Here is a 24,270-nt window from a genome sequence, read left to right on the forward strand (position 1 = left end):
CAGCCGGGTGCACGAACCAGGCTCAGTCCTGCGGACGTTCCCCGAGTTTGGGTATGTTGCGGGCAGCGAGTTCGTCACGATCAATGGCGTCCTCGGTCAATTCCATGGCGGCAACAGTGAAGCCCTTTTCCCTGCGGAGACGGCCGGGTTTACTGTAAGTGCATGCGCGGGCGCATCGAAGCCGACTATCTGGTGGTCGGCGCTGGGACAGCGGGGATGGTCTTCACCGACCGGATCCTCGCGCATTCGGATGCCACGGTCGCAATCGTAGATCGTCGGCACGCGCCCGGGGGACAATGGCAGGACGCATATCCGTTCGTTCGGCTGCACCAGCCCGCGAGCCTCTATGGCGTCGAATCCGTGCCATTCGGAGCCAGCAGGCGCGACGTCAGCGGCACGAATGCAGGCATGTACGAGCTGGCGGGCCCGAGCGAGATCTGCGCGCATTTCGAAGAGGCGATGACGCGGGTCTTCCTGCCGACCGGTCGTGTAGTGTACCTGCCCGAGTGCGAGTTCGTTGACGAGGATCGGATCGTCTCCCGCCTGGACGGCCGCACCGTGCCCGTCACCGTGCGCCGCCGCGTGGTAGATGCCAGGTATCTCGAGGGGCGCATCCCCGCTACCTCCGCCCCGCCGTTCGCCGTGGCCGATGGAGTCCGCTGCATCCCAACCGGTGGGCTCGCCCGACTCGCCCACCCGGCCGGACGCTTCACCGTGATCGGCGCGGGAAAGACCGCCCTCGACACATGCGTGTGGCTTCTCGAGCGGGGTGTGGATCCCGCCGACCTCACGTGGATCAAACCCCGCGAGGGCTGGTGGCCGAATAGACGCTACCTGCAGCCGCACGACCTGGTCGTCGACCAGTACGTCGCGAACGCCGCACAGATCGAGGCCATGGCCCAAGCAACGACGGTTGACGATCTCTTCGCACGGCTCGACGAACAGGGAATCCTGCTACGGGTTGATCCCTCGGTGCCACCCACGATGTTCCACGGCGCGATCGTCGGAGAAGCCGAGATCGCCCTCCTCCGGCAAATCGCGGATGTCGTCCGCCTCGGCCACGTGCGTACTGTCGAGCGCGACCGCATCATCCTCGACGACGGTGTCATCCCCACGACACGCGAAACGCTGCACGTCCACTGCGCGGCGTCGGGGCTCGTCCGGCCTCCACTTCGTCCGATCTTCGAACCTGGCCGCATCACGCTTCAGCCGATGTTCTGGGGCACCGTCTCGTTCCAGTACGCGATGCTTGGCGTCGTCGAAGCCGAACTCCACGACGACGACCAGAAGAACAAGCTGTGCCGCCCGCTGCACCTCTGGGATCGGAATGTCGACTTCCTCATCGCCTACGCCGCGCTGATGGCGAACGCCCGGGCACGCGGCCAGCATCCGGCCGTGTCCGCATGGTCGCGCACGAGCCGGCTGTATCCTTTCGCCGAGCTGGAGCGTTACGCCGACGACCCACGCATCCCCGAGGCTCACGAGCGCAGCCGAGCCCATGCCGCCGGAGCGCTCTCCAACCTCCCCCGCCTCATCGCCTCGGCGTGACCCGGCCGTCGTCGGGCCGCGATCGCTGAGGGGCCACTACTTTGTCGCGTAGAACGCCACAGCGGATGACGCGGCAACATTCAGCGAATCCACGCCATTCATCATCGGAATTGTTACGCGCGCGTCGAGCACCTGGTCAGTCTCCGGCTTCAGCCCATCGCCTTCAGTTCCGAAAACCAGCGCCAGGTTCGGATGGTCCTGGGCGACCAGCTCATCGAGTGTAATGGCCCCTTCGCCAAGCGACATGCCGGCAACGAAGTAGCCTGCTTCCTTAAGGACCTCAAGGTCTCCAGGCCACGACTCGATCCGCGTCCACGGCACCTGGAACACGGTGCCCATCGACACCCGGATGGAGCGCCGGTACAGCGGGTCGGCGCACTGGGGCGAGACCAGTACAGCGTCGACACCGATGGCTGCCGCGCTGCGGAAAATCGCTCCTACGTTCGTATGGTCGGTAAGGTTTTCAAGGACCGCGATCCTCGATCGTCCTCGAAGAGGAGCCCTTTCGTCCCCCTGCACTTTGGAACCACCCACGTTGGTGCGGTCCACGATGTCTTCCAGTACGGCAACCCGGCGCGCGCCCGCGAGCAGCTGCGAGAGCGGCACGGGTGCCGGACGGTGCATGGCTGCCATCGCTCCGCGGTGCAGATGGAAACCCGTGATTTCTTCCAGCAGCTTGGCTTTGCCGATGAACACCGGAACGTCGGGATAAGCCTGGAAGACGTCGTCGAGGTCTTCCAGCCACTTCTCCGCCAGGAAGAACGAGCGTGGCTGATGACCTGCTGCCAATGCACGGCGGAGGACCCTGGAGGATTCGGCAATGTACATGCCTTCTTCAGGCTCGCGAACCTTGCGAAGGTGCACGTCGGTCAGCGTGGTGTAGTCGGTCACGCGGGGATCATCGGCGGACTCTAGGTAGTGGAACGTCACCGGCCGATTATTTCAGCAGATTGGCGATCATGAAGCCAAGGGCAACAATGCCAAGGGTAAAGATAACCGCCCTCAAGACACGCGGGGAAAGCCTCCGGCCAACCTTGGATCCCACCAGGCCACCGATGGTTGAACTCACGGCAATAAGCAGGACCACGAGCCAGTTAATGCGATCGAAGGCAAAGATCAGGTAGGACACAGCGGCCACCATGTTGACGCCGAGCACCAGGATGTTCTTCATGGCGTTGGCGTTCTGCATGGTCCCGGTGAGGAACACGCCAAGTATTCCCACGAGCAGAATCCCTTGTGCCGCTACGAAGTAGCCCCCGTAAACGCCGGCGAGGTAAACCAGGACCACGAGGAGGATGCCGTGGCTCCGGTCCCTGAGGGCATGCTCCGGGTTCTGTTCACGGTTTCGCACCGAGGCCTGGAGGCGAGGCTGGAACACCACCATCAGCAGCGCGAGCACCAGCAGGACGGGGGCCACATAGTGGAAGACTTTGTCCGGCAGATGAAGCAGCAGCCAAGCCCCCGTGATACCGCCCAGCAGAGAGGCCGGAAGTAGCTTCATCAGCTGCCTGCCGCGGCCCGCGAGTTCGCGGCGATACCCCCACGCTCCGGCGGCAGTGCCGGCCACCAGGCCCATGGCATTGCTCATGGAGGCAACCACTGGAGTCACGCCCAGCGCGATGAGCACAGGAAAAGTCACGAGGGTGCCGGAGCCGACCACCGCATTGATGGTGCCGGCCCACAAGCCCGCGAAAAAGACCAGGATGCTGCTAAGAATCTCCACAGTCGACCTCGGGCCCGCCTAGCGGCGGGCGGTTGCCGTGTAACGCCCGGCGTTTTCCGTGACGTCCAGGGCCAGCCCGAAGGTGTTGCTTAGGTGCTCGTCCGTGAGGACGTCCTTGATGGCACCGGCTGCCACCACTCCACCTTCGCGCAGCAGCATGGCGTGGGTGAATCCCGGGGGAACTTCCTCAAGGTGGTGGGTCACCAGGACCATCGCCGGAGCTGCCTCGTCCTTGGCAAGTTCACCGAGTTTGTGCACGAGCTCTTCGCGCCCCCCAAGATCGAGTCCGGCAGCCGGTTCATCCAGGAGCAGGAGTTCGGGATCGGTCATGAGTGCGCGCGCGATCTGCACCCGCTTCCGCTCACCTTCGGAAAGCGTGGCAAACGTGCGATTGAGCAGTGGGCCCATCCCCCAGTCATTCAGGAGGCTAAAGGCACGACGCTCGTCGTCGCGCTCGTATCCTTCACGCCAGCGGCCGGTGACGCCGTAGGCCGCAGTCACTACGACGTTGAGGACGTTCTCGTGTTCCGGGATCTGGGTAGCGAGTGCTGCCGAGGAAAGGCCGATGCGGGGGCGCAGTTCAAAGACGTCAACCCGGCCCAGGGTTTCGTCAAGGATCCCTGCCCTTCCGCTGGACGGGTGCATGCGGGCTGCAGCAATCTGGAGAAGCGTCGTTTTGCCTGCGCCGTTGGGGCCAAGAATGACCCAGCGTTCGCCTTCGTTGACCTGCCAGTCAACCTTGTCCAGCAGGGTCTTCTTGCCTCGGACAACGCTGACGGAAGCCAATTCCAGAACATCACTCATAGCACTAGACACTAGGACAAAAATACAGATGACTGATAACCGGGCATATGTCCTCGTTGCTGCGGAGAAACGAATTCGGGTGAACGTAGCGCGCTCAGTAGGATTGATGCCATGACTTCGAACTTGGCTGCGGTCAGCTATGGCGTGAATTTGTCCCCTGAATCGCTTGATAACGTGCGCAAAGTGCTGGCTGATGCCGGCGCGGCAGTGTCATCGGAATCACAGTCCGGAGACGACCGCTTTGGTGTTCACACGGCCGGTCTCGCCGTTGATGCAATCACGCCCGAAGACCTGACAGCCATTCGACGGCGGGTGGCTGAGGCCGCGGATGCCGGAGTGGATACTGCGATCGTTCCGGAGGCCCTTCGCCAGGCTCCGAGGAAACTGCTCATCATGGATGTGGATTCCACGCTGATCCAACAGGAAGTCATTGAGTTGCTTGCCGCTTATGCAGGCAAGCGCGACGAAGTTGCAGCTGTTACCGAAGCAGCCATGCGTGGGGAGCTGGATTTCGCACAGAGCCTTTACGCCCGCGTTGAGGTCCTCGCAGGGCTGCCGGCAGCCGTCGTCGACTCTGTACGTGCGGAAGTGCGCCTCAGCCTTGGCGCAGCAGAATTGGTGGCCGCATTCAAGGCGGCGGGCCACGTGGTGGCTGTGGTTTCCGGTGGCTTTAACCAGATCCTTGGGCCCATAGCTGAAGAACTCGGCCTGGATTACTGGATTGCCAACGAGCTGGAAATCGTCGATGGCGCTTTGACCGGCAGGGTGCTGGGCGACGTCATTGACCGCGCAGCAAAGGAGAAGTACCTGCGTAAGTGGGCAGCTGCCGAGGGGATCGACCTTCAGCACACCATCGCAGTGGGCGACGGCGCCAACGATCTCGACATGCTGGGAGCGGCCGGAATTGGCGTTGCCTTTAACGCCAAACCGGCCGTCCGTGCGGTGGCCGACGCCGTCATCAACATGCCGTACCTTGATGCCGTGCGGCACATAGCCAACGTCTGAACCCCAGGTGCCTAGCTGTTGTTATCTGCCCTGCGGTTGCGGACGAACAGCAGGCCGGCACCAATGACCAGAAGAGCGCCGGCTGCATAAAGCAGGGCCGAACCTACGCCACCGGTCAAAGGCAGCTCGAACCCGGCGTTGGACGGCATGTTCTTGACGCTCAGGTCAATGCCGACGGCTGTGGTGGTGGAGTTGATCAGGAAGGACACAGGCTCGGCAAGCAGTTCGTAGCCTGCCGGCGCCGTGGTCTCCACCAGATAGTAGGTGCGGTAGTCCGCGTCCCCAGGTGCAACGGCCGCACCGTTGGCCCAATCCGAGTAGCGCAGGCCTGAAATGGTCAACATTCCATCGCCGGCAACGGTGAAGACACTTTGGCCGTCAATATCCACGGGGTTGGTGCCTGCCCTGGCATCAGCCTCATTGCTGTAGACCGAGAAAGAAGCGCCGGCCAGGGCGGCAGCATTCTCGTCGACCTTCTGCAACGTCATCCCGCCCCATTTCGTAACGACAGGCGGCGTTACTACCGGCCCGCCGGGCTGGCCGGGGGTGATGTTGAAGCTCGCAGCGTTCGGGTAGGCAAGTGCGACGTTTTCAATCTCACCTATGGTGTTGACCTTGGTGCTCACAACGATCTGCACACGGGTTCCGGTGCGGGAGGCCAGGAAGGCACGGCCGTCATCGGTGAAGTCCACCGAGACGGTGTTGGTTGTGGCATCGAACCTCACAACGTACTCGGTTCCTTCAGCAAGTTCAGTACCGTCTTCCAGGCTGACTGTCGTACCGACGTAGGTCAGTTTGGTGTCGAGCTGATCCACCACCTTGTAACCGTCAATCACAGCCTCGTTCGGGATATCAGCCGTGATCGTCCAATCGACCTGGTCGCCGAGCTTGACGTCGGGAGCATCAGTGACGATCTTCTCCGCACCGGAAACAGAGTTCTTCGGGTACACGTCGACGTCGTAGATCCAGTTGTCCTGGTTATCCGGATCGGTCATCGGCACCGAGATAAGGAATGGAGCCGACGGGGTGACACCGGCAGGATAGTTTGTCTCGGTCACCAGATACAGGCCTATGGGCAAGTTGGCGAAGATGGCAGTGCCGTCGGCAGCAGTGACCTGGGCGTGGCTGGCACCCAGGGTGTATCCAGCGGCAGTGATGGACCCGGACGGATCTGACGATGCAAACACATAGCTAAGGTTGTGTGCCGCGTCCCAGCCAGCATTGGTGGATAGATCAATGGTGTTGACCTGCTGGATCGTGAACTCGATACCAGGCAGGGGCGTCAGGCTGGTGGTGTCAGGAACGGCGCGGGAAAAGTTATTGCCGCCACCGTCGTGGCCTCCCCCATTCCCGCCGCCGCTGTTGTTGCCGCCGCCACCAGGGATCGGCTTCTCGAACTTGTGAACGGTGATGGAACCGGTTTGGTCACTATTGATCACCGGGGCTGCCGAAGCCGGCGCGACGGAAAGCGACACAGCCAGCACCGTCCCGATCAAGGTGGCAGTGGCCGCTCGCCAATGTCGTGAGGCGCGTTGATTGATCACTCTTTTCCCCTTCGATTGATGGTGCCCCGACACTTGGCCAAGGACCTCCACCATGCGAGTAGCGCTGGCGCAGTGTTCATGTTGCGGATTCAACAACGTTTTCAGCGAAACGATTGGCGCTTCCAGGACACTCATCAGATGTGACGCCTGCCGGTTGGCGCACGTCGGCTTGCCCATCCGAAGGAGATGCGTTGCTGGAGCATGAAACCCTTTGCAGGTCTGTTGTTTCTGCAGATCCTGACGGTGTGCTGAGGAAGCACTTCACCACCTGGTGTGCGCGGTTCAAGATCTTTCCAACAGAATCGGGCTTCGCCACCGAAACCGGCCACGTCGTCTACCCGGCTCACGGAGTTGTCGAGGCAGATGGAACTGTGTGGTTGTCTACTTTGGCATCCTTTGATCAATCCGGGATCCGTGGGCACGTGGAGAACCACCCGGGTTTCCGGGACATGCTGGCAAATGCGTCCAAAACGCCGGACAGGGCTCCTGACGGGATAGCCCTTTTGATTGGACGTACTCCGTATCAAGTCATCTTCCAAAATACGATGGAGGCTGGAGCAGACCACATTATTAACGTCGCTTTCATTAATCGAAAGGCGCTGCACAGAAACACCTCGGAGGCACGTGGTCGCATTTCGTGACGCCAACTTCGGAATAATTTATGCGATTGTCACTAACTGGTTCACTTCTTGAGACAGTGCGTTCCAGTGGCTTCTCAATGTGTAAAGTTGGAAACTCCAAGACGGAGCCGTGATGCATTAGGCAGCCCGGGATCAATACCAGCAGGGGCAGAAAGTGAATAGTTCGGGGCACGCACGGAGATGGTGGAAACGTCAGGAAAAGTCTGTGCCTGCTGAAGTGCATGCCGGTGAGGATGAATCACTCCTCAATGCGCCTATGTACCAGGAAACCCGCGCGGTCTACTTCACACATATCGGTGATGATAAAAAAGAAAAGGAAGAACAAAATATGAGCACGCTTGACGAATCCATAAAGCAGTTGCTGTCCATAGAGGGCGCAACAGGCGCGGCCGTCGTGGACTACTCCAGCGGAATGGCCTTGGCCCAGGGCGGAAACCCTGGCTTTGACCTGGGTGTGGCAGCAGCCGGCAACTCAAATGTTGTCAGTGCAAAACTCCGCACCATGGCGGACCTCCACGTGGACACCGATATCGAAGATATCCTCATCACGCTCGGTTCGCAGTACCACCTGATTAACGTTCTGAACTCAGGTGGTGCCAAGGGCCTGTTTGTCTACTTGGTGCTGGACCGAACGTACGCAAACCTTGCACTGGCGCGCCACAAGCTCAACAACCTCGCCAAGGGAATTACCATCTGACCTTCCCAGGAAGAGTGAAGGGGCGGCCGCGCATTCGCGGTCGCCCCTTTCGGTTTCATGTCAGGAAGGGCACAGTGCCGTCAACTCTTCACGCGGCGGGCTTCCCCACTGCCGGAAGTGAACTTCTCGCCCAGCATATGGTGCACCAGGGCGTCTTCATTGGTATTGGCATTTGCCTCGATGGCCACCATTTCGCCGTTGCGCATCACACCAATCCGATGGCACCAGCTGACCAGTTCCGACAAATCCGACGACAAGAGGATGATGGCAACCCCTGTGCGGCTGAGCTCCTGGAGCATCCTGTACACCGTCTCTTTGGCCCCAACATCTATGCCGCGGCTGGGGTGGCTAAGAATCAACACATCGCAGTCACTGGTCATCCATTTGGCAAGCTGCACCTTCTGGCGGTCGCCGCCCGAAAGAGTGGTGATGGCGCCATGAATGTTTGTCGTGTTGATGCGCATGCGGCGAACCAGTTCGATCACGCCACGAAGCTGAGTGATCTCATCCTGTAAATTCGCTCCGGCAGCATCGTCACTGCGCTGAAGGCCTTCAACGATTCCGCTTGCCGATTCCAGGGTATCTGCGGTGTCTGACAAGTAGCCGATCTTCAAACGGAGTGCATCCTGCAGCCCCCGGATCTGTACAGGCTTTCCTTGCATGAAAATCTGGCCCGAGGTGCTCGGGCGAATACCTACCAGCGCTTCAAGCAATTGATAAATGCCTGAGCGATGTGTTCCGGCCAAACCGAAAATCTCACCCTTGGATACGCTGAAGGAAATATCGCGGATACTGTCTTCCACAGTGAGCTCCAGCACCCGCATAGCCTCATCTCCGGGTGCCGGATCAGTGGGCCTGGAGTTATTTGCCAGCTTGTGCTCAAGCAAGAGGAAAGCGAGTTCGTCGACGTCGGTCCGGCTGGCTTCCAGGATTTTGTGAACCTTGCCATCCCGCATGACGGCGATGCGGTGGGCTACGGATCGGACTTCATCAAGGCGGTGCGTGATGTAGATGATCGCACGCCCCTGCCCGACCAGCATCCTCAAGACTTGATGCAGGACGGCGACGTCATGATCAGGGAGCGACGCAGCAACCTCGTCCATGATAACGAGTTGGGCTTCTTCGGCAACCATTCTCAGAACTTCCACGAGGGTCTGCTCGGCACGAATCAGAGTGCCCACTGTCGCGTCGGGATCCAAGGTGATTCCAATGTCCTGAATGAGTTTAATTGCTTGAACCCGGAGTTCATCATGGGATTTATCGGCTTGAAAAGTTCCCCGAAAAATTGCCTCGGCGACCGTCAGGTCAGAGTTGAGCCGGAAGTTCTGCGGGATGAGGCCTACGCCGCAAGCCTGGGCCTCCTCCGTCGAATCCGGTCCATATTTCTCGCCAGCCAGCATGATTTGCCCGCCATCGTGCTTATGGGATCCGGCCAATACGCTCATCAGAGTCGTTTTGCCGGCGCCATTGGTCCCGATTAATCCCAGGATCTCGCCGCGGTGGAGTGAAAGTTCAACGCCTTTGAGGATGCGTCTTTGATCGTAGGACGCGTGAATATCATCAGCATGCAGTAACAGGTCCAAAGATGCTCCTAGTTCACAGTAGTGGGTTCGACCCTGGACACTGCCATAAAGTTCCTGCCTTGGCTTAATACAGTTTGCTTACATTTAGGGACGATGACGCCTTGGAGATTCAACCAGATGAGCCGCATTAACGCAAAAGGAGAAACGTGAAACAACTAATCGCATTTCGTGTCGCGAGAATCTGAACTATTTATCAAGATCGTCCTGGCTCCCCTTGGCTTTCCCATGAACGGTTAAACAGTTGCGGCCCGGACGTGTGTCCGGGCCGCAATGAACTTGAAGGTGCTACTCGGCGGATTTGCCGAAGTAGTCTGCTCCACCCACGTATTCGGTGTGGCCGGTTTCGACGTCGGCCGTCACCATCTTGGCGACCTCTGCCGCAAATTCTTCAACCGAATACAACTTGCCGGCTTCTGCGCGTCGGGCCTCGATGGCGCCCGGGTTGGAGCGGTCAAGCAAAGTGGCCGTGACGGTGCCCTCGATCATGTCACCGGAAACAACCACCAGCGAGATGCCTTTGTCAGCAAGGTTTGGCAGGAGTGCGCGCAGTGCGTCCTCGCCGGCCCGCTTGCTCTTTGCCACCGGCTCGTATTCAGGCATGGTGGGAACGGTCTCCACGAAATGAGCCTGGTGGCTGGTCACGAAGACGACACGCGAGCCTTCGCGCATGAGGGGAACAGCCGCATTGAGCATGTTGACCTGGGCATCGCGGTTGAGCTTGAGGGCGTAACCCTCCTCCATTCCGGACTCCATGCCGCCGGAAGCATTCAGTACCAGGACATCCAGCGAACCGAACTGCTCCATGGCGGTGCTGGCAAGAGTGTGTACGCCTTCGTCGGTGGTGAGGTCTGCACCGACGGCCGCAGCGCGGCCGCCGGCTGCCTGGATCTCAGCAACTACCTTGTTGGCGCGCGGTGCCTTCTGGCGGTAGTTGACGACGACGGCCGCGCCCTCACCCGCGAGGATCTTGGCGACTTCAGCACCGATGCCACGGGAAGATCCCGTCACGATCGCGGTCTTGTTATCCAGCATTCCCATTCGTGCTCCTTTTGTTCACTTCATCTAAAAATCTGCGGGCCTGGGTTCCATCATGCCAGTGGCGGGCTCGAACCCCTTTGTCGGGTAACGACAAAAACTGGCTGATGGCCTCAGAGCGTGGCGCTTTAGTGGCCCATCCCGAGACCACCGTCAACGGGAATCACAGCGCCCGAAATGTAGGCGGCCTCGTCGCTGGCTACCCAACGCACAACATTGGCTACTTCGGAAGCCTCGGCGAAACGGCCTGCCGGCACGTTTGCCAAGTAGGACTTCTGGGTTTCCTCGGGCAGTTCTGCCGTCATGTCCGTGTTGATGAATCCGGGGGCTACCACGTTGGCCGTGATCCCCCGGCTGCCCAGTTCGCGGGTCAGCGAGCGTGCGATCCCCACCATGCCCGCCTTCGATGCGGAGTAGTTGATCTGGCCCGGAGCTCCGTAGAGGCCGGACACTGATGAGATGAGGACCACGCGGCCTTTGCGGAGCCGGATCATGCCTTTGGAAGCACGCTTAATGACGCGGAACGCACCGGTGAGGTTCGTGTCCAGCACAGAGGTGAAGTCGTCCTCACTCATGCGCAGGAGCAGCGTGTCTTTGGTGATGCCCGCATTGGCAACCAAAACCTCCACCGGGCCGTGCGCTTCCTCTACTGTCTTGAAGGCGGCATCGATCGAGGCTTCGTCAGTGACGTCGGCTTTGACTCCCAGGATGCCTTCAGGCAGTTCTGTTTCGCTTCGATAGGTCACTGCCACCTTGTCACCGTTTGCGAGGAAGGACTCGGCAATGGCCAGACCGATGCCCCTGTTGCCGCCGGTAATGAGGACGCTACGGCCGGTGGATACTGCTTCAGACATACTTTCGCTCCAGGTTCTGCGGCATGGGTGTGCTGCGGTGAAGAGGGGATTTCCTGCCTTGATCTTATCGGGCACCTGCTCCAACCCGCGGGTAACCGCCCTGTCCCGCGGTTTGGGCGGCTACCGCCTTGGTGAGAGAATTGAGAGAAGCCTTTGGAGCGTGATGATTCAGCTGTGACACGAGAAAACAGTCCCCTGCAGCAGGTGCCCGGGGATCCGGACGCTGTCTCCGGCGACCCCGAAGTCCACAGCATCACCGATGCCGCGGCTGCCCACTCGGAAGACATGCGGGAGCGCATGATCAAGTACGCAGTGGCTATGGGTATTCGCATGGTCTGCATCATCCTGATTTTCGTGGTGGACGGCTGGTTGAAAATAATCGCCGTGGCCGGCGCGGTGTTCCTCCCTTGGATAGCCGTTGTCATAGCCAATGGCAGCGATAAAGCCGAGGACCACAGCGATTCCCTGCTGGACTACGTGGAAGCAGCTGAAATCGAGGGCTCTCCGAAGAGCACTGAAGACCACGCGACGGACAATGTCACGGTGCTAAAAGGCGAAGTGGTGGACGACGCCGAGCCACCAGGTCAGGGCGCAGAATCTGACGCGACTCATACACCCAAGGCCGGGGATGCCGGCAACGAACGGGCGGCTTCATGAACATCTTTAACCTTGGCGACGCCGGTTTGGGCAGCCAGGAGCCCGATCGCGCCATCGGCCCCGCTCTCTGCTCCCGTAAGGGGTGCCGGGAGGGCGCAGCCTGGCAACTCCTGTGGAACAACCCGCGGATCCATACCCCTGAGCGGCGGAAGGTTTGGCTTTCCTGCAACGAGCACCGCGATTGGCTTGAGGACTACCTTCAAACCCGAGGCCTCTGGAAAGAGACCGTCCCTTTCGAGGCAGATGACGCTGCCGTTGGCGAGGCCCGCTGAATGTATCGTTTCCTTTTCTCCAGCAAGTGGCTGGGCTATTTCGTTCTGGCCGTTATCTTCGCCACAGCATGCGTGTTCCTCGGCCGCTGGCAAATGGATCGGCGGGCAGAAACGCTGGCTGAGATCAACCGCGTAGTGAGCAATTACTCCGCGACACCCGTCCCCTTCGCTGACATCAAGGACCAGTTCCGCACCCTGGACCCCGAGCGGGAATGGACCCAGGTGGAGCTGCGGGGTAGTTACGACTTGAACGGCCAGCGCGTTGTACGAAACCGTCCGTTGAATGGGCAGCCAGGTTACGACGTCGTGGTTCCTTTGCGCCTCACCACCGGTGAAGCGGTGGTCATAGACCGCGGCTGGTTGCCCATTGGCAACAACACGCCCGGCCGTCCCGACGTCGTTCCGGCACCTCCCGTGGGTGAGGTCACCGTGGTTGCCCGCCTCAAGCCAACGGAACCGAAGCTGGACCGCGGTGCCGTGGATGGACAGCTGCCATCCATTGACCTGGCCAGCTTCGCAAGCGAACTCCCCTACCCCATTGCGACGGGTGCCTATGGGCAGTTGGCCAGCGAGGATCCCGCGGTCCAGCCCATGCCCACGCCCTTCCCCAAACCAGCCACGGAAGAGGGCACACACCTCTCCTACTCCCTGCAGTGGTTTGCCTTCGGCGTCCTGATGTTCATCGGCTTCGGTTACGCGGCCCGGCAGCAGGCGCGTAACGCTGCCATCGACGCGGAAGAGGACGAAGATGGCGAGGACGAAGTCATTGCCGTCAGTGGGCCGCCCAAGCGTCGTGTGCCCACAAACCGAAAGAACAAGCGCCCCACGTCAGAAGAAGAGGAAGACGCAATCCTGGATGCCCAAGGTTACTGAAGCGATTCCGGACCCGGTGCTCAACGTGAAGTCGGCCCTCATGGCCGCAGGCGTTGTGGACACTGTCCGGATCTTCGAGGAAAAGGTGCCCACGGCTGCAGCGGCCGCCTCTGTCCTTGGATGCGAGGTTGCAGCGATCACCAACAGCCTGATTTTCGAACTCGACGGCAAACCCTTGCTCATTCTCGCCAGCGGAGCCGCGAGAGTAGACACAACACTGGTAGCCAAACTACTGGGCACCGGAAAGATCCGCCGGGCGAAGCCCGATTTTGTGCTCAAACACACCGGCCAGGAAGTGGGAGGCGTCGCCCCGGTCGGTCACCCCGAACATTTAAAGACGATCCTGGACACCTCGCTGCAAGAACACCCACTACTGTGGGCCGGCGCCGGAGACCACAATTCAATGTTCTCCATCACCTACGACCAGCTGCAAAGGATAACGAACGCCGAGCCGTTGCAGGTCCGCTAGCCCCCGCGAAGGCGACTGACTCACGAGCGGAGCAGCGCGGTGGCACCCAGCACGGTGCGCAGCGGCACATCAAGCATGCCGCACAGCGGACGGCGAGGCGGACTAGGCCAACGTAATCAGGTCCAGGTAGTCCTCGTTCCAGTGATCTTCAACACCATCGGGGAGCAGGACCACGCGTTCCGGATTCAGGGCCGAGACAGCGCCTTCATCGTGGCTGACCATGACGACGGCGCCACTGTAGTTCTTCAGTGCGCCAAGGATTTCTGCACGGCTGGCTGGGTCCAGGTTGTTGGTGGGCTCGTCGAGGAGCAGTACGTTGGCGCTCGAAGCAACGATGGTTGCGAGGGCGAGCCGGGTCTTCTCGCCACCGGACAGAACACCGGCCGGCTTTTCGACGTCGTCACCTGAGAACAGGAATGACCCCAGAATGCCGCGGACTTCGGCGTCCTTCATGTCCGGCGCGGAGGAACGCATGTTTTCAAGGACTGTGCGATCGTGGTCCAGGGTTTCGTGTTCCTGGGCGTAGTAGCCCACCTTCAATCCGTGTCCCGGGATGATGTCGCCGGTGTCCGGCTTGTCTACGCCTGCAAGCATTCGCAGGAGGGTGGTTTTGCCCGCACCGTTGAGGCCAAGGATGACCACCTTGGAACCGCGATCGATCGCCAGGTCCACGTCAGTGAAAATCTCCAAGGAGCCGTAGGACTTGCTGAGCCCTTCGGCTGTGAGCGGAGTCTTGCCACAGGGTGACGGATCCGGGAAGCGCAGGGCGGCGACGCGATCGTTTTCACGAACGGCTTCCAAACCGCCAAGGAGACGCTCTGCACGCTTTGCCATGTTCTGCGCTGCGACGGCTTTCGTTGCCTTTGCGCGCATCTTGTTGGCCTGGTCGATGAGGACCTGGGCCTTCTTTTCCGCATTGGCCCGTTCGCGTTTGCGGGCCCTTTCATCCGTTTCGCGCTGCTGGAGATAGCGCTTCCAACCCATGTTGTAGTAGTCGATCTGGGCTCTGTTGGCATCAAGGTGGTAGACCTTGTTGACCGTGGCCTCCAGCAATTCGACGTCGTGGCTGATCACGATCAACCCACCCTGGTGGTCCTTGAGGAAGTCGCGCAGCCACGTGATGGAGTCGGCGTCGAGGTGGTTGGTTGGTTCGTCCAGGAGCAGGGTTTCTGCCGAGGAATAAAGAATGCGGGCGAGCTCCACGCGGCGGCGCTGGCCACCGGAGAGGGTCTTCAGCGGCTGGTTAAGGATGCGTTCCGGGAGCGCAAGGTTGGAGGAGATCGCGGCTGCCTCAGCTTCAGCGGCGTACCCGCCGCCAGCCAGGAACTCAGCCTCCAAGCGATCGTAGCGGTTCATGGCTTTGCGCTGTACGGCTTCGTCCTCGCTTGCCATCTCAGCCTGGGCCTTCTTCAGCTTCCCCACCACCACGTCCAATCCACGTGCAGAGAGGATGCGATCACGGGCGAGCTGCTCCATGTCCGGGGTGCGGGGATCCTGGGGCAGATAGCCGATCTCACCGCTGCGGGTCACTTTGCCACCCGCGGGAAGGCCTTCGCCCGCGAGGACGCGGGTCAAAGTGGTCTTGCCCGCGCCGTTGCGTCCAACAAGGCCGATCTTGTCGCCTTTGTCCACCCTGAAGTTGACCTTGTCCATGAGCAGGCGTGCGCCGGCGCGGAGTTCGAGTTCCTGGACGGTAATCAATTCGGGTGATGCCTTTCAATGGGGAACGCCTGCGTGACCGGTTGGCCCGGTAGTTGCGGCGGGGACGGCTGTGAGAACAGCCTGTTCAAGTCTACCGGCACCCCGCCCTCCCCCGGACATAACATCGCCCGAGCGGCACATTGTGCCATCTCTCACAGAATTTTCACCCAGGGTTGTGGAGAGGCTCCAAAAAAGCCCTTTCCCATGCTCCGTATCCTCACTGTTGGGGGAAACAAAACTTCAACCTCGCACCCACAGCATTTCCTGATAGGACCCGTCATGAGCCAAACCACCTCCGCCTCTGTGGAGCGCAACTCTTCGCGCAAGCGATGGACCGCCACAGACCTCGGCCTCATTGCCGTCTTCGCAGCCCTGGTGGCAGCGTCCGCGATCGTTCCCGGCATTCCGGTTGGCGCCCTGGGCGTGCCGATCACCTTGGTGACCCTCACTGTGATGCTGAGCGGCCTGGTGCTTGGCCCCGGGCGGGGATTCGCCGCCGTCGGGCTTTATGTCCTCCTTGGCCTGGCCGGCCTGCCGATCTTCAGCGGCGGCCGCAGCGGACTGGGCATCCTCGCTACAGCTTCGGCAGGCTACATCATTGCCTTCCCCCTTGCGGCGGCCGCCACGGGATATCTGGCGGCCCTGATTATCCGTAAAACGGTGCGGAACCGTTCCCTGCTGCTGTTTGCTGCCGCCATGGTCAGCAGCATCGTCCTCATCCACGGACTGGGCGTCCTGGGCATGATGGTCAATGGCAAACTGGACTTCACCAAAGCCTTCATTGCCGATCTCGCCTTCTACCCCGGGGACATCCTGAAGAATGTCCTCGCCGTGATCATTGCGGTGGCTATTCACAAGGCCTTCCCGGATGTCCTGGTCCGCCGGGTCAAATAGCCTGCATCAGGCAAAGTCAGAAACAATATATCTATGAACTCCATCAGCTTCAGCAGGGTCTCGGTTCGTGTAGCCATTGACGGCAGCAGCACGTCCAAGACCCTGCTGGAGGATGTTTCCTTGAGCCTTACGGAGCGGCGTATCGGCGTCATCGGAGCCAACGGTTCCGGTAAGTCCACGTTGTTACGGCTGTTGAACGGTTTGGTGGAGCCCAGCGACGGAACCGTTGAAGTCCACGGCGACGACACAGTCAAAGCTGTCCGCCGGGTTCGTGCGAACGTCGGATTCGTCTTCACTGATCCCTTGTCGCAACTGGTGATGCCTACCGGCCGTGAAGACGTTGAACTCTCCCTGCGGCGCTCCATTAAGAACACCCGCGAACGAGCCGCACACGCAGAGGCAGTTCTTGACAGGTTTGGCCTGCTGCCACTGGCAGACCAAAGCATCTATGAGCTCTCCGGCGGGGAGCGCCAACTGCTCGCCTTGGCCGCAGTCCTCGCCGTCAATCCCCAGGTGCTGGTCCTCGACGAGCCATCCACCCTCCTGGACCTGCGTAATCGCGAGCTGCTCCGGCGCACCTTGGCGGGCCTGGAGCAGCAAGTTGTCATGTCCACCCACGACCTCGACCTCGCACTGGAGATGGACCGCGTCCTCGTGGTGGAGTCGGGGCGAATAGTGTTCGACGGCGATGCCGCCGAAGGTGTCGCCCGGTACCGGGAGCTGTGCGCAACTGCGCTCGACGAGGTTCCGGGCCTTGGGGACCGTCCGGGGCGAGGCCAATTATGAGGGGCCACGGCTTCCTGATAGCAAACTATGTGCCGGGCAACTCGCCCATCCACCGAATCCCGTTGTGGCTGAAGTTCCTGGTGGTTGCAGGCTGCGGGACGGCGTCCTTCCTGATTGTCGACTGGGCAGTGTCGCTGTTGGTCTTCGCCATGATGTGCGGCTTGTTCCTTCTCAGCGGGGCCGGTTTGCACCGCCTGATGCGTGCCATATGGACGGTGACGCCCATCCTCGTGGTTATTGGATTGTTCCAGTGGTGGCAATTGGGTGGCCCCACGGCTGCACGCATCGTCCTGAACGTCCTGGTGTGCGTGGTCGCAGCCTCGGTTCTGACTGCCACCACGCCCGTCCAGGACCTTTTGGACGGCGTTGTCTCCCTCGCCAAACCATTCCAGCGCTTCGGCGCCGATCCCGAGCGTTTCGCGCTCACCATCGCCGTGATGCTCAGGAGCATCCCCTTCATTGCAGGAGCCTTTTCGGACGTCAGGGATGCGGCCCGTGCCCGTGGACTGGAACGCAATCCCAGGGCACTGATACTCCCTGTCTTTATTACCACGGTCGCTTATGCGCGCCAAACCGGCGACGCCTTGGCCGCTAGGGGGCTCGGGGAACCGGACGAGCCCAAGTAGGTCGCAGCAGATGCCGTTTTGAGGGCTCAAAAGGGCATCTGCTGTTACTCAGATGGGCTGGAACCGGGAATAGCGCAGCAGGGCTGCCGTTCCCATGCCCCCCGCGATGCTGATCATCGCCAAGCCCAGCGGTGCTGCTCCGGAATTTTCAGCGAGGCCACGAGCCTGGGTAAGCAGGCGCGTCACCAAGACAGCCCCCGAAGCACCGTAGCCATGGCCGAGCGCCAGCGCTCCGCCCTCTGCATTGGCTTTCCCAGGATCGATGCCCAAATGATCAAGGCAAGCGATGGTCTGGGAGGCAAAGGCTTCATTGAATTCGATGAGGTCTACGTCCGTGGCGGCCACGCCATGTTGAGCCAACAACCGCTCGGCGGCGTGCGCGGCCCCGATACCGAGCAACTCCGGATGCACTCCCGTTGTCTCACAACCCAAAACCAACAAGCCGTCAACCGCGCCCATCTCACGGGCGCGCTTCAGGGACGTTATGACGACGGCGGCAGCGGCGTCGGCGTCAAAGCATGAGTTCGCTGCCGTGACAGTTCCATCGGGGACGAAGACCGCCGGGAACCGCGACATCAGTGAGGCGCGCAACGAAGGCTTGGGACCGTCGTCGACGTCGACAATCGTCCCGGCATTTTCAAGCGGCACAATTTCGCGTGCGAGCTTGCCCGCTGCAGCAGCCTCAAGAGCCCGTCGATGGCTGCGGAGTGCGTACTCATCCTGCCGCTCACGACTGATGCCAAACGTGCGGGCTACATTTTCCGCAGCCACACCCATGTCAGGGTCACCAAACACGGGTGGCACAAAGGCGGCCCGCGAGTAAAAGTCCAGGGCGCCGTCGTCGGTCCTGTTGGCACGGGCCGGAGCGGTACTGATGCTTTCCACCCCGCCGGCAACATACAGCGGATCTCCACCGGCGCCAACCAGACGCGCAGCAAGCGCAATAGCATCCAACCCGGAACCACACTGCCGGTCAATCGTCAGCCCCGGGACCGTGACAGGCAAACCGGCCTGCAGTGCGGCGAAGCGCGCTACGTTTCCACCACCACCAACAGCATTGCCCATGATGACGTCGTTCACGCCGGCCGGGTCAATGCCTCCCGACTCAATGAGGGAACGGATGACCGGCGCCAGGAGATCCGGCGCCCGGAGCTGCCTCAGCTGCCCGTTTGCACGGCAGATCGGAGTGCGCAGCGCCGCGATGATGACCGGCTGGCGGGACTCGTCCACCTCCTGCATCGAAGCGCCGCTACCCAAGGGGACGCGCCCGGGCATCATGGTTCTTGATCCAGTCAAGCAGCACCATCCGGCTGACCTTACCTCGATCCGTCATCGGTAACTCGGACAGGACGTAGTACTGCAGGGGCCACTTGTCCCGGGCGAGCAGGCCATCAAGGCCCGTGCGGAGCTGTGTCGCCGTGACGGCACCGAAGGCAGGAACGACGCCGGCAATCACCTTTTGACCGCGGATGTCATCCGGAGCGCCGGCTGCTACGGCAACTTCGATGCCTGGAACGGAGGCGAGGGCGAGTTCCACCTCGTGCGGGTACACGTTCTTCCCCGCAGTGATGATCATGTCCGAACGTCGTCCCAGAATGTGCAGGGTCCCGTCGTCGAGATAGCCCTGGTCCCCCACTGTGTACCAGCCGTCCAAGCAGCGGAGGGCCTGGCCGTCGTCGCCCCACAGGTAGCCGTTGCTGACCATTCCACTGCGGACGCTGATGTTGCCGTGCTCCCCGTGCGGGAGATTCTGGCCGGCGTCGTCCAGGATTCGCAATTCCACACCAGGAAAAGGCCGGCCAATCCCCGTACCCCCAACGTCGAGGGGCTCGCCGGCAGCCAGTCGCGTGCCGGAGACAAAGCTCAATTCGGAGGCTCCGTAGTACTCAAAGATGGCAGCACGCGGGGCCCAGCGGCGCGCCGCCTCCAACGTACGGCCATCAAGCTTGGAACCCGCGCAGATGATGCTCCGGATGCCGGAAGCATCCACGTCTCCAGCTAAGCCGCGTTCGCTCAGCAAACGAAGCATGGTGGGTGTAAGCACCAGTCTTGTGATGTTGTCGTGGCTGATCGAAGCGTGGGCGTCACCGACGTCGAAGGACTCCAGCGTGTGGAATGCAGAGCCCGCATACATGCACTCAGACAGGGCGTAGAGGTTCAAGCTGGAGGAGAGCGGACCTGCCGCCAGGGTCCGATCGTCCTGGGACAGCCCGAAGAACTCGATCGAAGCGTCGAACGAAACCTGCCACGAGCGGCGGGACCGCGTGAACGCCTTCGGCACTGAAGTTGTACCGGAGGTAAGCCCAATCAGGAAGGTCGTGGAGGGATCCCCGTCCACAAGTTCCACGCCAGTTGAGATGGTGGAGTCGGCGATACGGGACGTCACTTCCTCCACCATTGCTGCAGGCCACTGTGGGTCCAGCACCGCACAGCGGCGCTCCCCCGCCACCGCTGCAGCAAACTTCACGACGAAGTCAGTGGAGTTGGGTTCGGCAAGCACAGTGGTGGCCATCGCATGGCCAAGCAGGGCCGCCGCGGCGTCGCGGAGCTCGGCCCAGTTGAGCCGGCTGCGACCCACAACGACGGCGGTGTCGTGGGGACGCTCATCGGCCCAGAGCTGAATTTTGTCCAGGAAAGGCATCCCCGCAATTTTACGGCAGTGTCCGCCCTCCAGCACCAATGGTGACGTCTATTCTGACTGTATGAGTTTCAATGACGGTGCGCAGCTTGACCCATCCCAGGTAGAAGACCGACGCGGCGGAGGCATGGGCCGCGGGACGAAAATAGGTGGCGGGATTGGTGGTGGCATCGTCGTGCTGCTTCTGGCCCTCTTCGGAATCAACCCCAACATCCTTGGCGACCTTACTGGCGGCGGAACCCAGCCACCCGCCGTCGAAGGTGGGAGCGGCGGTGTGCAGGAGTGCCAGACGGGCGCTGATGCGGACAAACGACTCGACTGCCGGATTACAGGCACCGTGAACAGCCTTAATGCCTTCTGGCCGGAATACCTCGCCCAGTACAACGTTCAGTATTCCCGGCCCGGAACGGTCATCTTCGATCAAGGGACCAATACCGGATGTGGCCCTGCCACCACGGCTGTAGGACCCTTCTATTGCCCAGCGGACACCAAGGCATACTTCGACCCCGGGTTCTTCGACGAACTCGTGACCCGTTTTGGTTCATCAGGGGGACCACTGGCGCAGGAGTACGTGGTGGCCCACGAATTCGGCCATCACATCCAAAACATCCTGGGCAACCTGGATCGGGCACAACAGGATCCACAGGGGCCGCAGTCCGGTGCAGTCCGTGTTGAATTGCAGGCGGATTGCTACGCAGGACTCTGGGTTCGCCATGCCACCACGCAGAAAGACCCGGCGACAGGCAAGCCGTTCCTTGACCCCCTCACCGAGCAGGACCTGCAGGACGCGCTGTCGGCCGCGTCCGCCGTCGGCGATGACCGTATCCAGGAAGCCGCAACCGGACGGGTCTCGCCGGAGTCCTGGACCCATGGCTCAAGTGAACAGCGGCAGAAGTGGTTCTACCAGGGATACGCCACTGGCGACATCAACAAATGCGACACCTTTGGTGTGGCGGCGCCGTAGCTCCTGAGTCATCCGCTGAACGCAGAAATGGTCCCGAACCACAGGTTCGGAACCATTTCTTTGCCCCTGGAGGGCGAAAACTGCTGATCAGATGTTGAAGCCCAGGGCCCTCATCTGGTCCTTGCCGTCATCGGTGATCCGCTCGGGACCCCATGGCGGCATCCATACCCAGTTCAGGCGCCAGTCATCCACTACTCCATCGAGGGACTTGCCTACCTGCTCTTCCAGCACGTCCGTGAGCGGGCAAGCCGCCGTCGTCAGTGTCATGTCGATCAGGAGTGCGCCGTCCTCATCCGAGTACTTCAGGCCATAGAGGAGGCCCAAGTCCACGACGTTGACACCGAGCTCCGGGTCAATGACGTCCTTGAGCGCTTCCTCGACGTCCTCGAGGCTGGTGCGCGCCGCGTTGATTTCGGTCATGGAACGATCCTAACTAGGCCTGTACGGCAGGAGCAACGGCAACGCCTGCGCCTGCGGCGTAGCGGTCGTAGCCCTCTTCTTCAAGACGGTCGGCCAGCTCCGGGCCGCCCTCTTCAACGACCTTGCCGTCGACGAAGACGTGGACGAAGTCCGGCTTGATGTAGCGCAGGATGCGGGTGTAGTGGGTGATGAGCAGCGTGCCCATGTTTCCGTCTGCATGTGCGCGGTTGACGCCTTCGGAAACTACCTTGAGGGCGTCGACGTCCAGGCCTGAGTCGGTCTCATCCAGAACGGCGAACTTGGGCTTGAAGAGCTCAAGCTGAAGGATCTCGACGCGCTTCTTCTCGCCGCCGGAGAAGCCTTCATTGACGTTGCGCTGTGCGAAGTCGGCGTCGATGCGCAGCTGCTGCATGGCAGCCTTGACGTCCTTGGTCCACGTGCGCAGGGCGGGCGCTTCGCCGTCGATCGCCGTCTTGGCGGTACGCAGGAAGTTCGTCATGGTGACGCCGGGAACCTCAACCGGGTACTGCATGGCGAGGAAGACACCTGCACGGGCGCGCTCGTCAACGCTCATTTCGAGGACGTTTTCGCCGTCGAGAGTGATGGTGCCGCTGGTCACCGTGTAGCGCGGGTGGCCGGCAATGGTGGAAGCGAGGGTGGACTTGCCCGAGCCGTTGGGGCCCATGATGGCGTGCGTTTCACCGGTCTTGATGGTGAGGCTGACGCCCTTCAGGATCTCCTTGGTGCCCTGCTCCGTCTCGATGCTGACGTGCAGGTCCTTGATCTCAAGAGTAGACATGCTCTTCTTTCTTTTCCGTTCGTAAGTCTGGTGATACCGGGCGCTCAGTAGTTATCTACCGAAGCACCGTTCACAACGTTGGTCACGTCCACGTAGACGTCGTCACCATCGATGGTGACCGCGAAAACCGGGACGGGGTCGTAGGCAGGCAGCTGGAGAGGCTGTCCGCTGCGGAGGTCGAACTGGGAACCGTGTCCCCAGCACTCAATCGCACAGCCTTCAATCTCGCCTTCGGACAACGAAATGTCCGCGTGCGAGCAGGTATCGCCGATGGCGTGGATCTCACCCATCGAGTCCCTCACGATGGCTACGGGATAGTCATCGATCAGGACACGCAGCGCCTGCTTGACCTGGATGTCATTGGCGTTGCATACCAGTTCGCCCTTGGTTTGTTCACTCATGGTTGTCCTGCCTGGTCTGTGCTAGTTGTCGGTCGCGGCGAGTTCGCGCTCAACAGCTGCGGTCAGGCGTTCTTCGATTGCCGGGACGTTGATCTGCTGGATGATCTCGTTGAGGAAGCCTCGAACCACCAGGCGGCGGGCAACCTTTTCAGGAATGCCGCGTGCCATGAGGTAGAAGAGGTGCTCGTCGTCGAAACGGCCGGTGGCGCTGGCATGGCCGGCACCCTCGATGAGTCCCGTCTCGATTTCCAGGTTCGGCACAGAGTCCGCACGCGCACCATCCGTCAGGACCAGGTTGCGGTTGGCCTCATAAGTGTCGGTGCCTTCTGCTTCCTTACGAATCAGGACGTCGCCCACCCACACAGTGTGGGCATTGCGGCCCTGCAGCGCGCCCTTGTACAGCACGCGCGACTTGCAGTTGGCCACTGCGTGGTCAACAAACAGGCGCTGCTCAAGGTGCTGACCGGCATCGGCGAAGTACAGGCCAAACATTTCGACGTCGGCACCAGGTGCGGTGAAACGTGTGGACGGCGTAACGCGCACGACGTCGCCGCCGAGGCTGACCACAATGTGTTTGAATTTCGCGTCGCGGCCGATCTTGGCCTGCTGGGCGGATGCGTGAACAGCGTCGTCGGCCCATTCCTGCAAGGACACGACGGTCAGCTCAGCGCCATCTTCGACGATAATTTCAACGTTCTCGGAGACAACAGCGGTGCCCTGGTGGTCCAGGACCACTACCGCCTTGGAGAAACGCTCTGCCACAATCACGATGTGCTGGGCAGCCGGAGCCTCGCTGGATCCGGTGATCAGGACGGAAACTTCGCTCTCGGCCTGGAGTTCGGCCGGAACCGTGACAACGGTAGCCTCGGCGAAGTTCTCCCAACCGTTGGCGGACACGCGGTCCTCGGGGATGGCTGCCTGGCCGATCCGCTTATCCTCGCGGCCAACCGTTTCGACGACGACGCCGGCCGGTGCGGTCACGCTGACGGCAGGAGCGGCACCGTTAAGGACCTCGGTGTGAAGACCGCGCAGGCGCTTCAGGGGCGTGAAACGCCAGTCTTCTTCAAGGCCCGTCAGGGGCTTGAAGTCCCCCAGCTTGTAGGACGTGAGGCGACCGGCGCGGGAGCTGTCCGGGATGCCGACGCCGCCACCATGCGAGTGGCTCTTTACCGATGCGCCACCGAGCGGACCAGCAACAGGCTGCTCCGACGTCGTGCTGGTGTTGGTTCCGGTGTTTACGGGCGAAAGGTTTTCGCCTTCCTCGGTGAAGCCGTTGATAAACGGCTGGGCCGAGGGCGCGCCGATGCGTGCCTTTTCAGTAGTGATATCAGTCATT

General features: G+C 61.1%; 26 protein-coding genes and 1 pseudogene. 12 read left to right on the forward strand and 15 right to left on the reverse strand.

Annotated elements, in window-relative coordinates; translation table 11 throughout:
- Positions 1-162 precede the first annotated feature (162 nt).
- Positions 163-1,548, forward strand: coding sequence for an NAD(P)-binding protein (locus ABIE18_RS08075; RefSeq protein WP_499722164.1), 1,386 nt, complete (start codon positions 163-165; stop codon positions 1,546-1,548).
- 36 nt (positions 1,549-1,584) lie between these two features.
- Here the strand turns inward: ABIE18_RS08075 and ABIE18_RS08080 are convergent, their stop codons facing one another.
- From ABIE18_RS08080 to ABIE18_RS08090, 3 genes are read right to left on the reverse strand one after another with little or no spacing between them, the layout of a single operon-like run.
- Entirely contained in the window at positions 1,585-2,478 is an 894-nt protein-coding gene (locus ABIE18_RS08080) for a TrmH family RNA methyltransferase (RefSeq protein WP_499722166.1), read from the reverse strand.
- Between the two features lie 7 nt (positions 2,479-2,485).
- On the reverse strand, positions 2,486-3,271 hold the full coding sequence (locus ABIE18_RS08085) for a sulfite exporter TauE/SafE family protein (protein ID WP_499722167.1): 786 nt from the start codon (positions 3,269-3,271) through the stop codon (positions 2,486-2,488).
- An 18-nt stretch (positions 3,272-3,289) separates the two neighbouring features.
- Complete coding sequence (locus ABIE18_RS08090) at positions 3,290-4,075, reverse strand: ABC transporter ATP-binding protein (RefSeq protein WP_499722169.1); 786 nt, start codon at positions 4,073-4,075, stop codon at positions 3,290-3,292.
- A gap of 111 nt (positions 4,076-4,186) precedes the next feature.
- Between ABIE18_RS08090 and serB the strand changes: the two genes are divergently transcribed.
- Positions 4,187-5,080: a phosphoserine phosphatase SerB gene (gene serB, locus ABIE18_RS08095; RefSeq protein WP_499722170.1), complete on the forward strand. Its 894-nt coding sequence runs from the start codon at positions 4,187-4,189 to the stop codon at positions 5,078-5,080.
- A gap of 11 nt (positions 5,081-5,091) precedes the next feature.
- On the opposite strand, the gene ABIE18_RS08100 is transcribed toward serB, so the two are convergent.
- Positions 5,092-6,624, reverse strand: coding sequence for a SpaH/EbpB family LPXTG-anchored major pilin (locus tag ABIE18_RS08100; RefSeq protein ID WP_499722171.1), 1,533 nt, complete (start codon positions 6,622-6,624; stop codon positions 5,092-5,094).
- A gap of 191 nt (positions 6,625-6,815) precedes the next feature.
- On the opposite strand from ABIE18_RS08100, the gene ABIE18_RS08105 reads away from it, so the two are divergent.
- Both ABIE18_RS08105 and ABIE18_RS08110 read left to right on the forward strand, forming a co-directional pair.
- Positions 6,816-7,265, forward strand: coding sequence for a hypothetical protein (locus tag ABIE18_RS08105; protein ID WP_499722173.1), 450 nt, complete (start codon positions 6,816-6,818; stop codon positions 7,263-7,265).
- A gap of 328 nt (positions 7,266-7,593) precedes the next feature.
- The gene (locus tag ABIE18_RS08110; protein ID WP_499722174.1) at positions 7,594-7,962 is read left to right on the forward strand and encodes a hypothetical protein; all 369 of its coding nucleotides are present in this window, start codon (positions 7,594-7,596) and stop codon (positions 7,960-7,962) included.
- A gap of 80 nt (positions 7,963-8,042) precedes the next feature.
- Here the strand turns inward: ABIE18_RS08110 and ABIE18_RS08115 are convergent, their stop codons facing one another.
- The 4 genes and pseudogenes from ABIE18_RS08115 to ABIE18_RS08130 all read right to left on the reverse strand — a co-directional run bounded on the left by ABIE18_RS08115 (position 8,043) and on the right by ABIE18_RS08130 (position 11,434).
- Complete coding sequence (locus ABIE18_RS08115; protein WP_499722271.1) at positions 8,043-8,780, reverse strand: ATP-binding cassette domain-containing protein; 738 nt, start codon at positions 8,778-8,780, stop codon at positions 8,043-8,045.
- Positions 8,781-9,113: 333 nt separating this feature from the next.
- A pseudogene (locus ABIE18_RS08120) lies at positions 9,114-9,545 on the reverse strand (ATP-binding cassette domain-containing protein); the annotation flags it as partial.
- Between the two features lie 285 nt (positions 9,546-9,830).
- The gene (locus ABIE18_RS08125) at positions 9,831-10,583 is read right to left on the reverse strand and encodes an SDR family oxidoreductase (protein ID WP_499722176.1); all 753 of its coding nucleotides are present in this window, start codon (positions 10,581-10,583) and stop codon (positions 9,831-9,833) included.
- 125 nt (positions 10,584-10,708) lie between these two features.
- The gene (locus tag ABIE18_RS08130; protein ID WP_223932850.1) at positions 10,709-11,434 is read right to left on the reverse strand and encodes a beta-ketoacyl-ACP reductase; all 726 of its coding nucleotides are present in this window, start codon (positions 11,432-11,434) and stop codon (positions 10,709-10,711) included.
- Positions 11,435-11,587: 153 nt separating this feature from the next.
- On the opposite strand from ABIE18_RS08130, the gene ABIE18_RS08135 reads away from it, so the two are divergent.
- Genes ABIE18_RS08135 through ABIE18_RS08150 form a run of 4 tightly spaced genes read left to right on the forward strand, consistent with a single transcriptional unit; the run spans position 11,588 to position 13,705 of the window.
- Positions 11,588-12,091, forward strand: coding sequence for a DUF3099 domain-containing protein (locus ABIE18_RS08135; RefSeq protein ID WP_499722177.1), 504 nt, complete (start codon positions 11,588-11,590; stop codon positions 12,089-12,091).
- Entirely contained in the window at positions 12,088-12,363 is a 276-nt protein-coding gene (locus tag ABIE18_RS08140) for a hypothetical protein (protein WP_499722179.1), read from the forward strand. The genes ABIE18_RS08135 and ABIE18_RS08140 overlap by 4 nt, the downstream gene beginning before the upstream one ends.
- The gene (locus ABIE18_RS08145) at positions 12,364-13,236 is read left to right on the forward strand and encodes an SURF1 family cytochrome oxidase biogenesis protein (protein WP_499722180.1); all 873 of its coding nucleotides are present in this window, start codon (positions 12,364-12,366) and stop codon (positions 13,234-13,236) included.
- On the forward strand, positions 13,220-13,705 hold the full coding sequence (locus ABIE18_RS08150) for a YbaK/EbsC family protein (protein ID WP_499722181.1): 486 nt from the start codon (positions 13,220-13,222) through the stop codon (positions 13,703-13,705). The genes ABIE18_RS08145 and ABIE18_RS08150 overlap by 17 nt, the downstream gene beginning before the upstream one ends.
- A gap of 102 nt (positions 13,706-13,807) precedes the next feature.
- On the opposite strand, the gene ABIE18_RS08155 is transcribed toward ABIE18_RS08150, so the two are convergent.
- Positions 13,808-15,406, reverse strand: a complete 1,599-nt coding sequence (locus tag ABIE18_RS08155; protein ID WP_223946045.1) for an ABC-F family ATP-binding cassette domain-containing protein — start codon at positions 15,404-15,406, stop codon at positions 13,808-13,810.
- 279 nt (positions 15,407-15,685) lie between these two features.
- Between ABIE18_RS08155 and ABIE18_RS08160 the strand changes: the two genes are divergently transcribed.
- From ABIE18_RS08160 to ABIE18_RS08170, 3 genes are read left to right on the forward strand one after another with little or no spacing between them, the layout of a single operon-like run.
- A complete protein-coding gene (locus ABIE18_RS08160; RefSeq protein WP_223946046.1) occupies positions 15,686-16,300 on the forward strand; it encodes a biotin transporter BioY in 615 nt (204 codons plus the stop codon).
- A 33-nt stretch (positions 16,301-16,333) separates the two neighbouring features.
- Complete coding sequence (locus ABIE18_RS08165; protein WP_499722183.1) at positions 16,334-17,086, forward strand: energy-coupling factor ABC transporter ATP-binding protein; 753 nt, start codon at positions 16,334-16,336, stop codon at positions 17,084-17,086.
- Positions 17,083-17,712, forward strand: a complete 630-nt coding sequence (locus ABIE18_RS08170) for an energy-coupling factor transporter transmembrane component T family protein (RefSeq protein ID WP_499722184.1) — start codon at positions 17,083-17,085, stop codon at positions 17,710-17,712. The genes ABIE18_RS08165 and ABIE18_RS08170 overlap by 4 nt, the downstream gene beginning before the upstream one ends.
- 48 nt (positions 17,713-17,760) lie before the next feature.
- On the opposite strand, the gene ABIE18_RS08175 is transcribed toward ABIE18_RS08170, so the two are convergent.
- Together ABIE18_RS08175 and ABIE18_RS08180 are read right to left on the reverse strand one after the other, a co-directional pair.
- On the reverse strand, positions 17,761-18,990 hold the full coding sequence (locus tag ABIE18_RS08175) for a thiolase family protein (protein WP_499722186.1): 1,230 nt from the start codon (positions 18,988-18,990) through the stop codon (positions 17,761-17,763).
- Positions 18,962-20,353: a class I adenylate-forming enzyme family protein gene (locus tag ABIE18_RS08180; RefSeq protein ID WP_499722188.1), complete on the reverse strand. Its 1,392-nt coding sequence runs from the start codon at positions 20,351-20,353 to the stop codon at positions 18,962-18,964. Before ABIE18_RS08180 ends, ABIE18_RS08175 begins: the two co-directional genes overlap by 29 nt.
- Positions 20,354-20,414: 61 nt before the next feature.
- Between ABIE18_RS08180 and ypfJ the strand changes: the two genes are divergently transcribed.
- Positions 20,415-21,314: a KPN_02809 family neutral zinc metallopeptidase gene (ypfJ, locus tag ABIE18_RS08185; protein ID WP_224090248.1), complete on the forward strand. Its 900-nt coding sequence runs from the start codon at positions 20,415-20,417 to the stop codon at positions 21,312-21,314.
- An 87-nt stretch (positions 21,315-21,401) separates the two neighbouring features.
- Here the strand turns inward: ypfJ and ABIE18_RS08190 are convergent, their stop codons facing one another.
- Genes ABIE18_RS08190 through sufD form a run of 4 tightly spaced genes read right to left on the reverse strand, consistent with a single transcriptional unit; the run spans position 21,402 to position 24,269 of the window.
- Positions 21,402-21,734 (reverse strand): metal-sulfur cluster assembly factor, encoded by a 333-nt coding sequence (locus ABIE18_RS08190; RefSeq protein WP_018777579.1) that lies wholly within the window; start codon positions 21,732-21,734, stop codon positions 21,402-21,404.
- Between the two features lie 13 nt (positions 21,735-21,747).
- Positions 21,748-22,533, reverse strand: coding sequence for a Fe-S cluster assembly ATPase SufC (gene sufC / locus ABIE18_RS08195; protein WP_477521537.1), 786 nt, complete (start codon positions 22,531-22,533; stop codon positions 21,748-21,750).
- Positions 22,534-22,577: 44 nt separating this feature from the next.
- Positions 22,578-22,934 carry a non-heme iron oxygenase ferredoxin subunit gene (locus ABIE18_RS08200; protein ID WP_377653811.1) on the reverse strand — a complete coding sequence of 119 codons (357 nt, stop codon included), beginning with the start codon at positions 22,932-22,934 and terminating at the stop codon, positions 22,578-22,580.
- 21 nt (positions 22,935-22,955) lie between these two features.
- Positions 22,956-24,269, reverse strand: coding sequence for a Fe-S cluster assembly protein SufD (sufD, locus tag ABIE18_RS08205; protein WP_499722189.1), 1,314 nt, complete (start codon positions 24,267-24,269; stop codon positions 22,956-22,958).
- Between the last annotated feature and the right edge of the window lies 1 nt (position 24,270).

The sequence above is a fragment of the Arthrobacter sp. 2762 genome (assembly GCF_040548745.1).
Lineage (GTDB): Bacteria > Actinomycetota > Actinomycetes > Actinomycetales > Micrococcaceae > Arthrobacter.

Excerpts from the sequence above, each read along its gene's own strand:
- ABIE18_RS08075 (WP_499722164.1), top strand. The coding sequence starts at position 163 with ATGCGCGGGCGCATCGAAGCCGACTATCTGGTGGTCGGCGCTGGGACA.
- ABIE18_RS08090 (WP_499722169.1), bottom strand. The coding sequence starts at position 4,075 with ATGAGTGATGTTCTGGAATTGGCTTCCGTCAGCGTTGTCCGAGGCAAG.
- serB (WP_499722170.1), top strand. The coding sequence starts at position 4,187 with ATGACTTCGAACTTGGCTGCGGTCAGCTATGGCGTGAATTTGTCCCCT.
- ABIE18_RS08110 (WP_499722174.1), top strand. The coding sequence starts at position 7,594 with ATGAGCACGCTTGACGAATCCATAAAGCAGTTGCTGTCCATAGAGGGC.
- ABIE18_RS08125 (WP_499722176.1), bottom strand. The coding sequence starts at position 10,583 with ATGGGAATGCTGGATAACAAGACCGCGATCGTGACGGGATCTTCCCGT.
- ABIE18_RS08130 (WP_223932850.1), bottom strand. The coding sequence starts at position 11,434 with ATGTCTGAAGCAGTATCCACCGGCCGTAGCGTCCTCATTACCGGCGGC.
- ABIE18_RS08140 (WP_499722179.1), top strand. The coding sequence starts at position 12,088 with ATGAACATCTTTAACCTTGGCGACGCCGGTTTGGGCAGCCAGGAGCCC.
- ABIE18_RS08145 (WP_499722180.1), top strand. The coding sequence starts at position 12,364 with ATGTATCGTTTCCTTTTCTCCAGCAAGTGGCTGGGCTATTTCGTTCTG.
- ABIE18_RS08150 (WP_499722181.1), top strand. The coding sequence starts at position 13,220 with ATGCCCAAGGTTACTGAAGCGATTCCGGACCCGGTGCTCAACGTGAAG.
- ABIE18_RS08160 (WP_223946046.1), top strand. The coding sequence starts at position 15,686 with ATGAGCCAAACCACCTCCGCCTCTGTGGAGCGCAACTCTTCGCGCAAG.
- ABIE18_RS08165 (WP_499722183.1), top strand. The coding sequence starts at position 16,334 with ATGAACTCCATCAGCTTCAGCAGGGTCTCGGTTCGTGTAGCCATTGAC.
- ABIE18_RS08170 (WP_499722184.1), top strand. The coding sequence starts at position 17,083 with ATGAGGGGCCACGGCTTCCTGATAGCAAACTATGTGCCGGGCAACTCG.
- ABIE18_RS08175 (WP_499722186.1), bottom strand. The coding sequence starts at position 18,990 with ATGATGCCCGGGCGCGTCCCCTTGGGTAGCGGCGCTTCGATGCAGGAG.
- ABIE18_RS08180 (WP_499722188.1), bottom strand. The coding sequence starts at position 20,353 with ATGCCTTTCCTGGACAAAATTCAGCTCTGGGCCGATGAGCGTCCCCAC.
- ypfJ (WP_224090248.1), top strand. The coding sequence starts at position 20,415 with ATGAGTTTCAATGACGGTGCGCAGCTTGACCCATCCCAGGTAGAAGAC.
- ABIE18_RS08190 (WP_018777579.1), bottom strand. The coding sequence starts at position 21,734 with ATGACCGAAATCAACGCGGCGCGCACCAGCCTCGAGGACGTCGAGGAA.
- sufC (WP_477521537.1), bottom strand. The coding sequence starts at position 22,533 with ATGTCTACTCTTGAGATCAAGGACCTGCACGTCAGCATCGAGACGGAG.
- ABIE18_RS08200 (WP_377653811.1), bottom strand. The coding sequence starts at position 22,934 with ATGAGTGAACAAACCAAGGGCGAACTGGTATGCAACGCCAATGACATC.
- sufD (WP_499722189.1), bottom strand. The coding sequence starts at position 24,269 with ATGACTGATATCACTACTGAAAAGGCACGCATCGGCGCGCCCTCGGCC.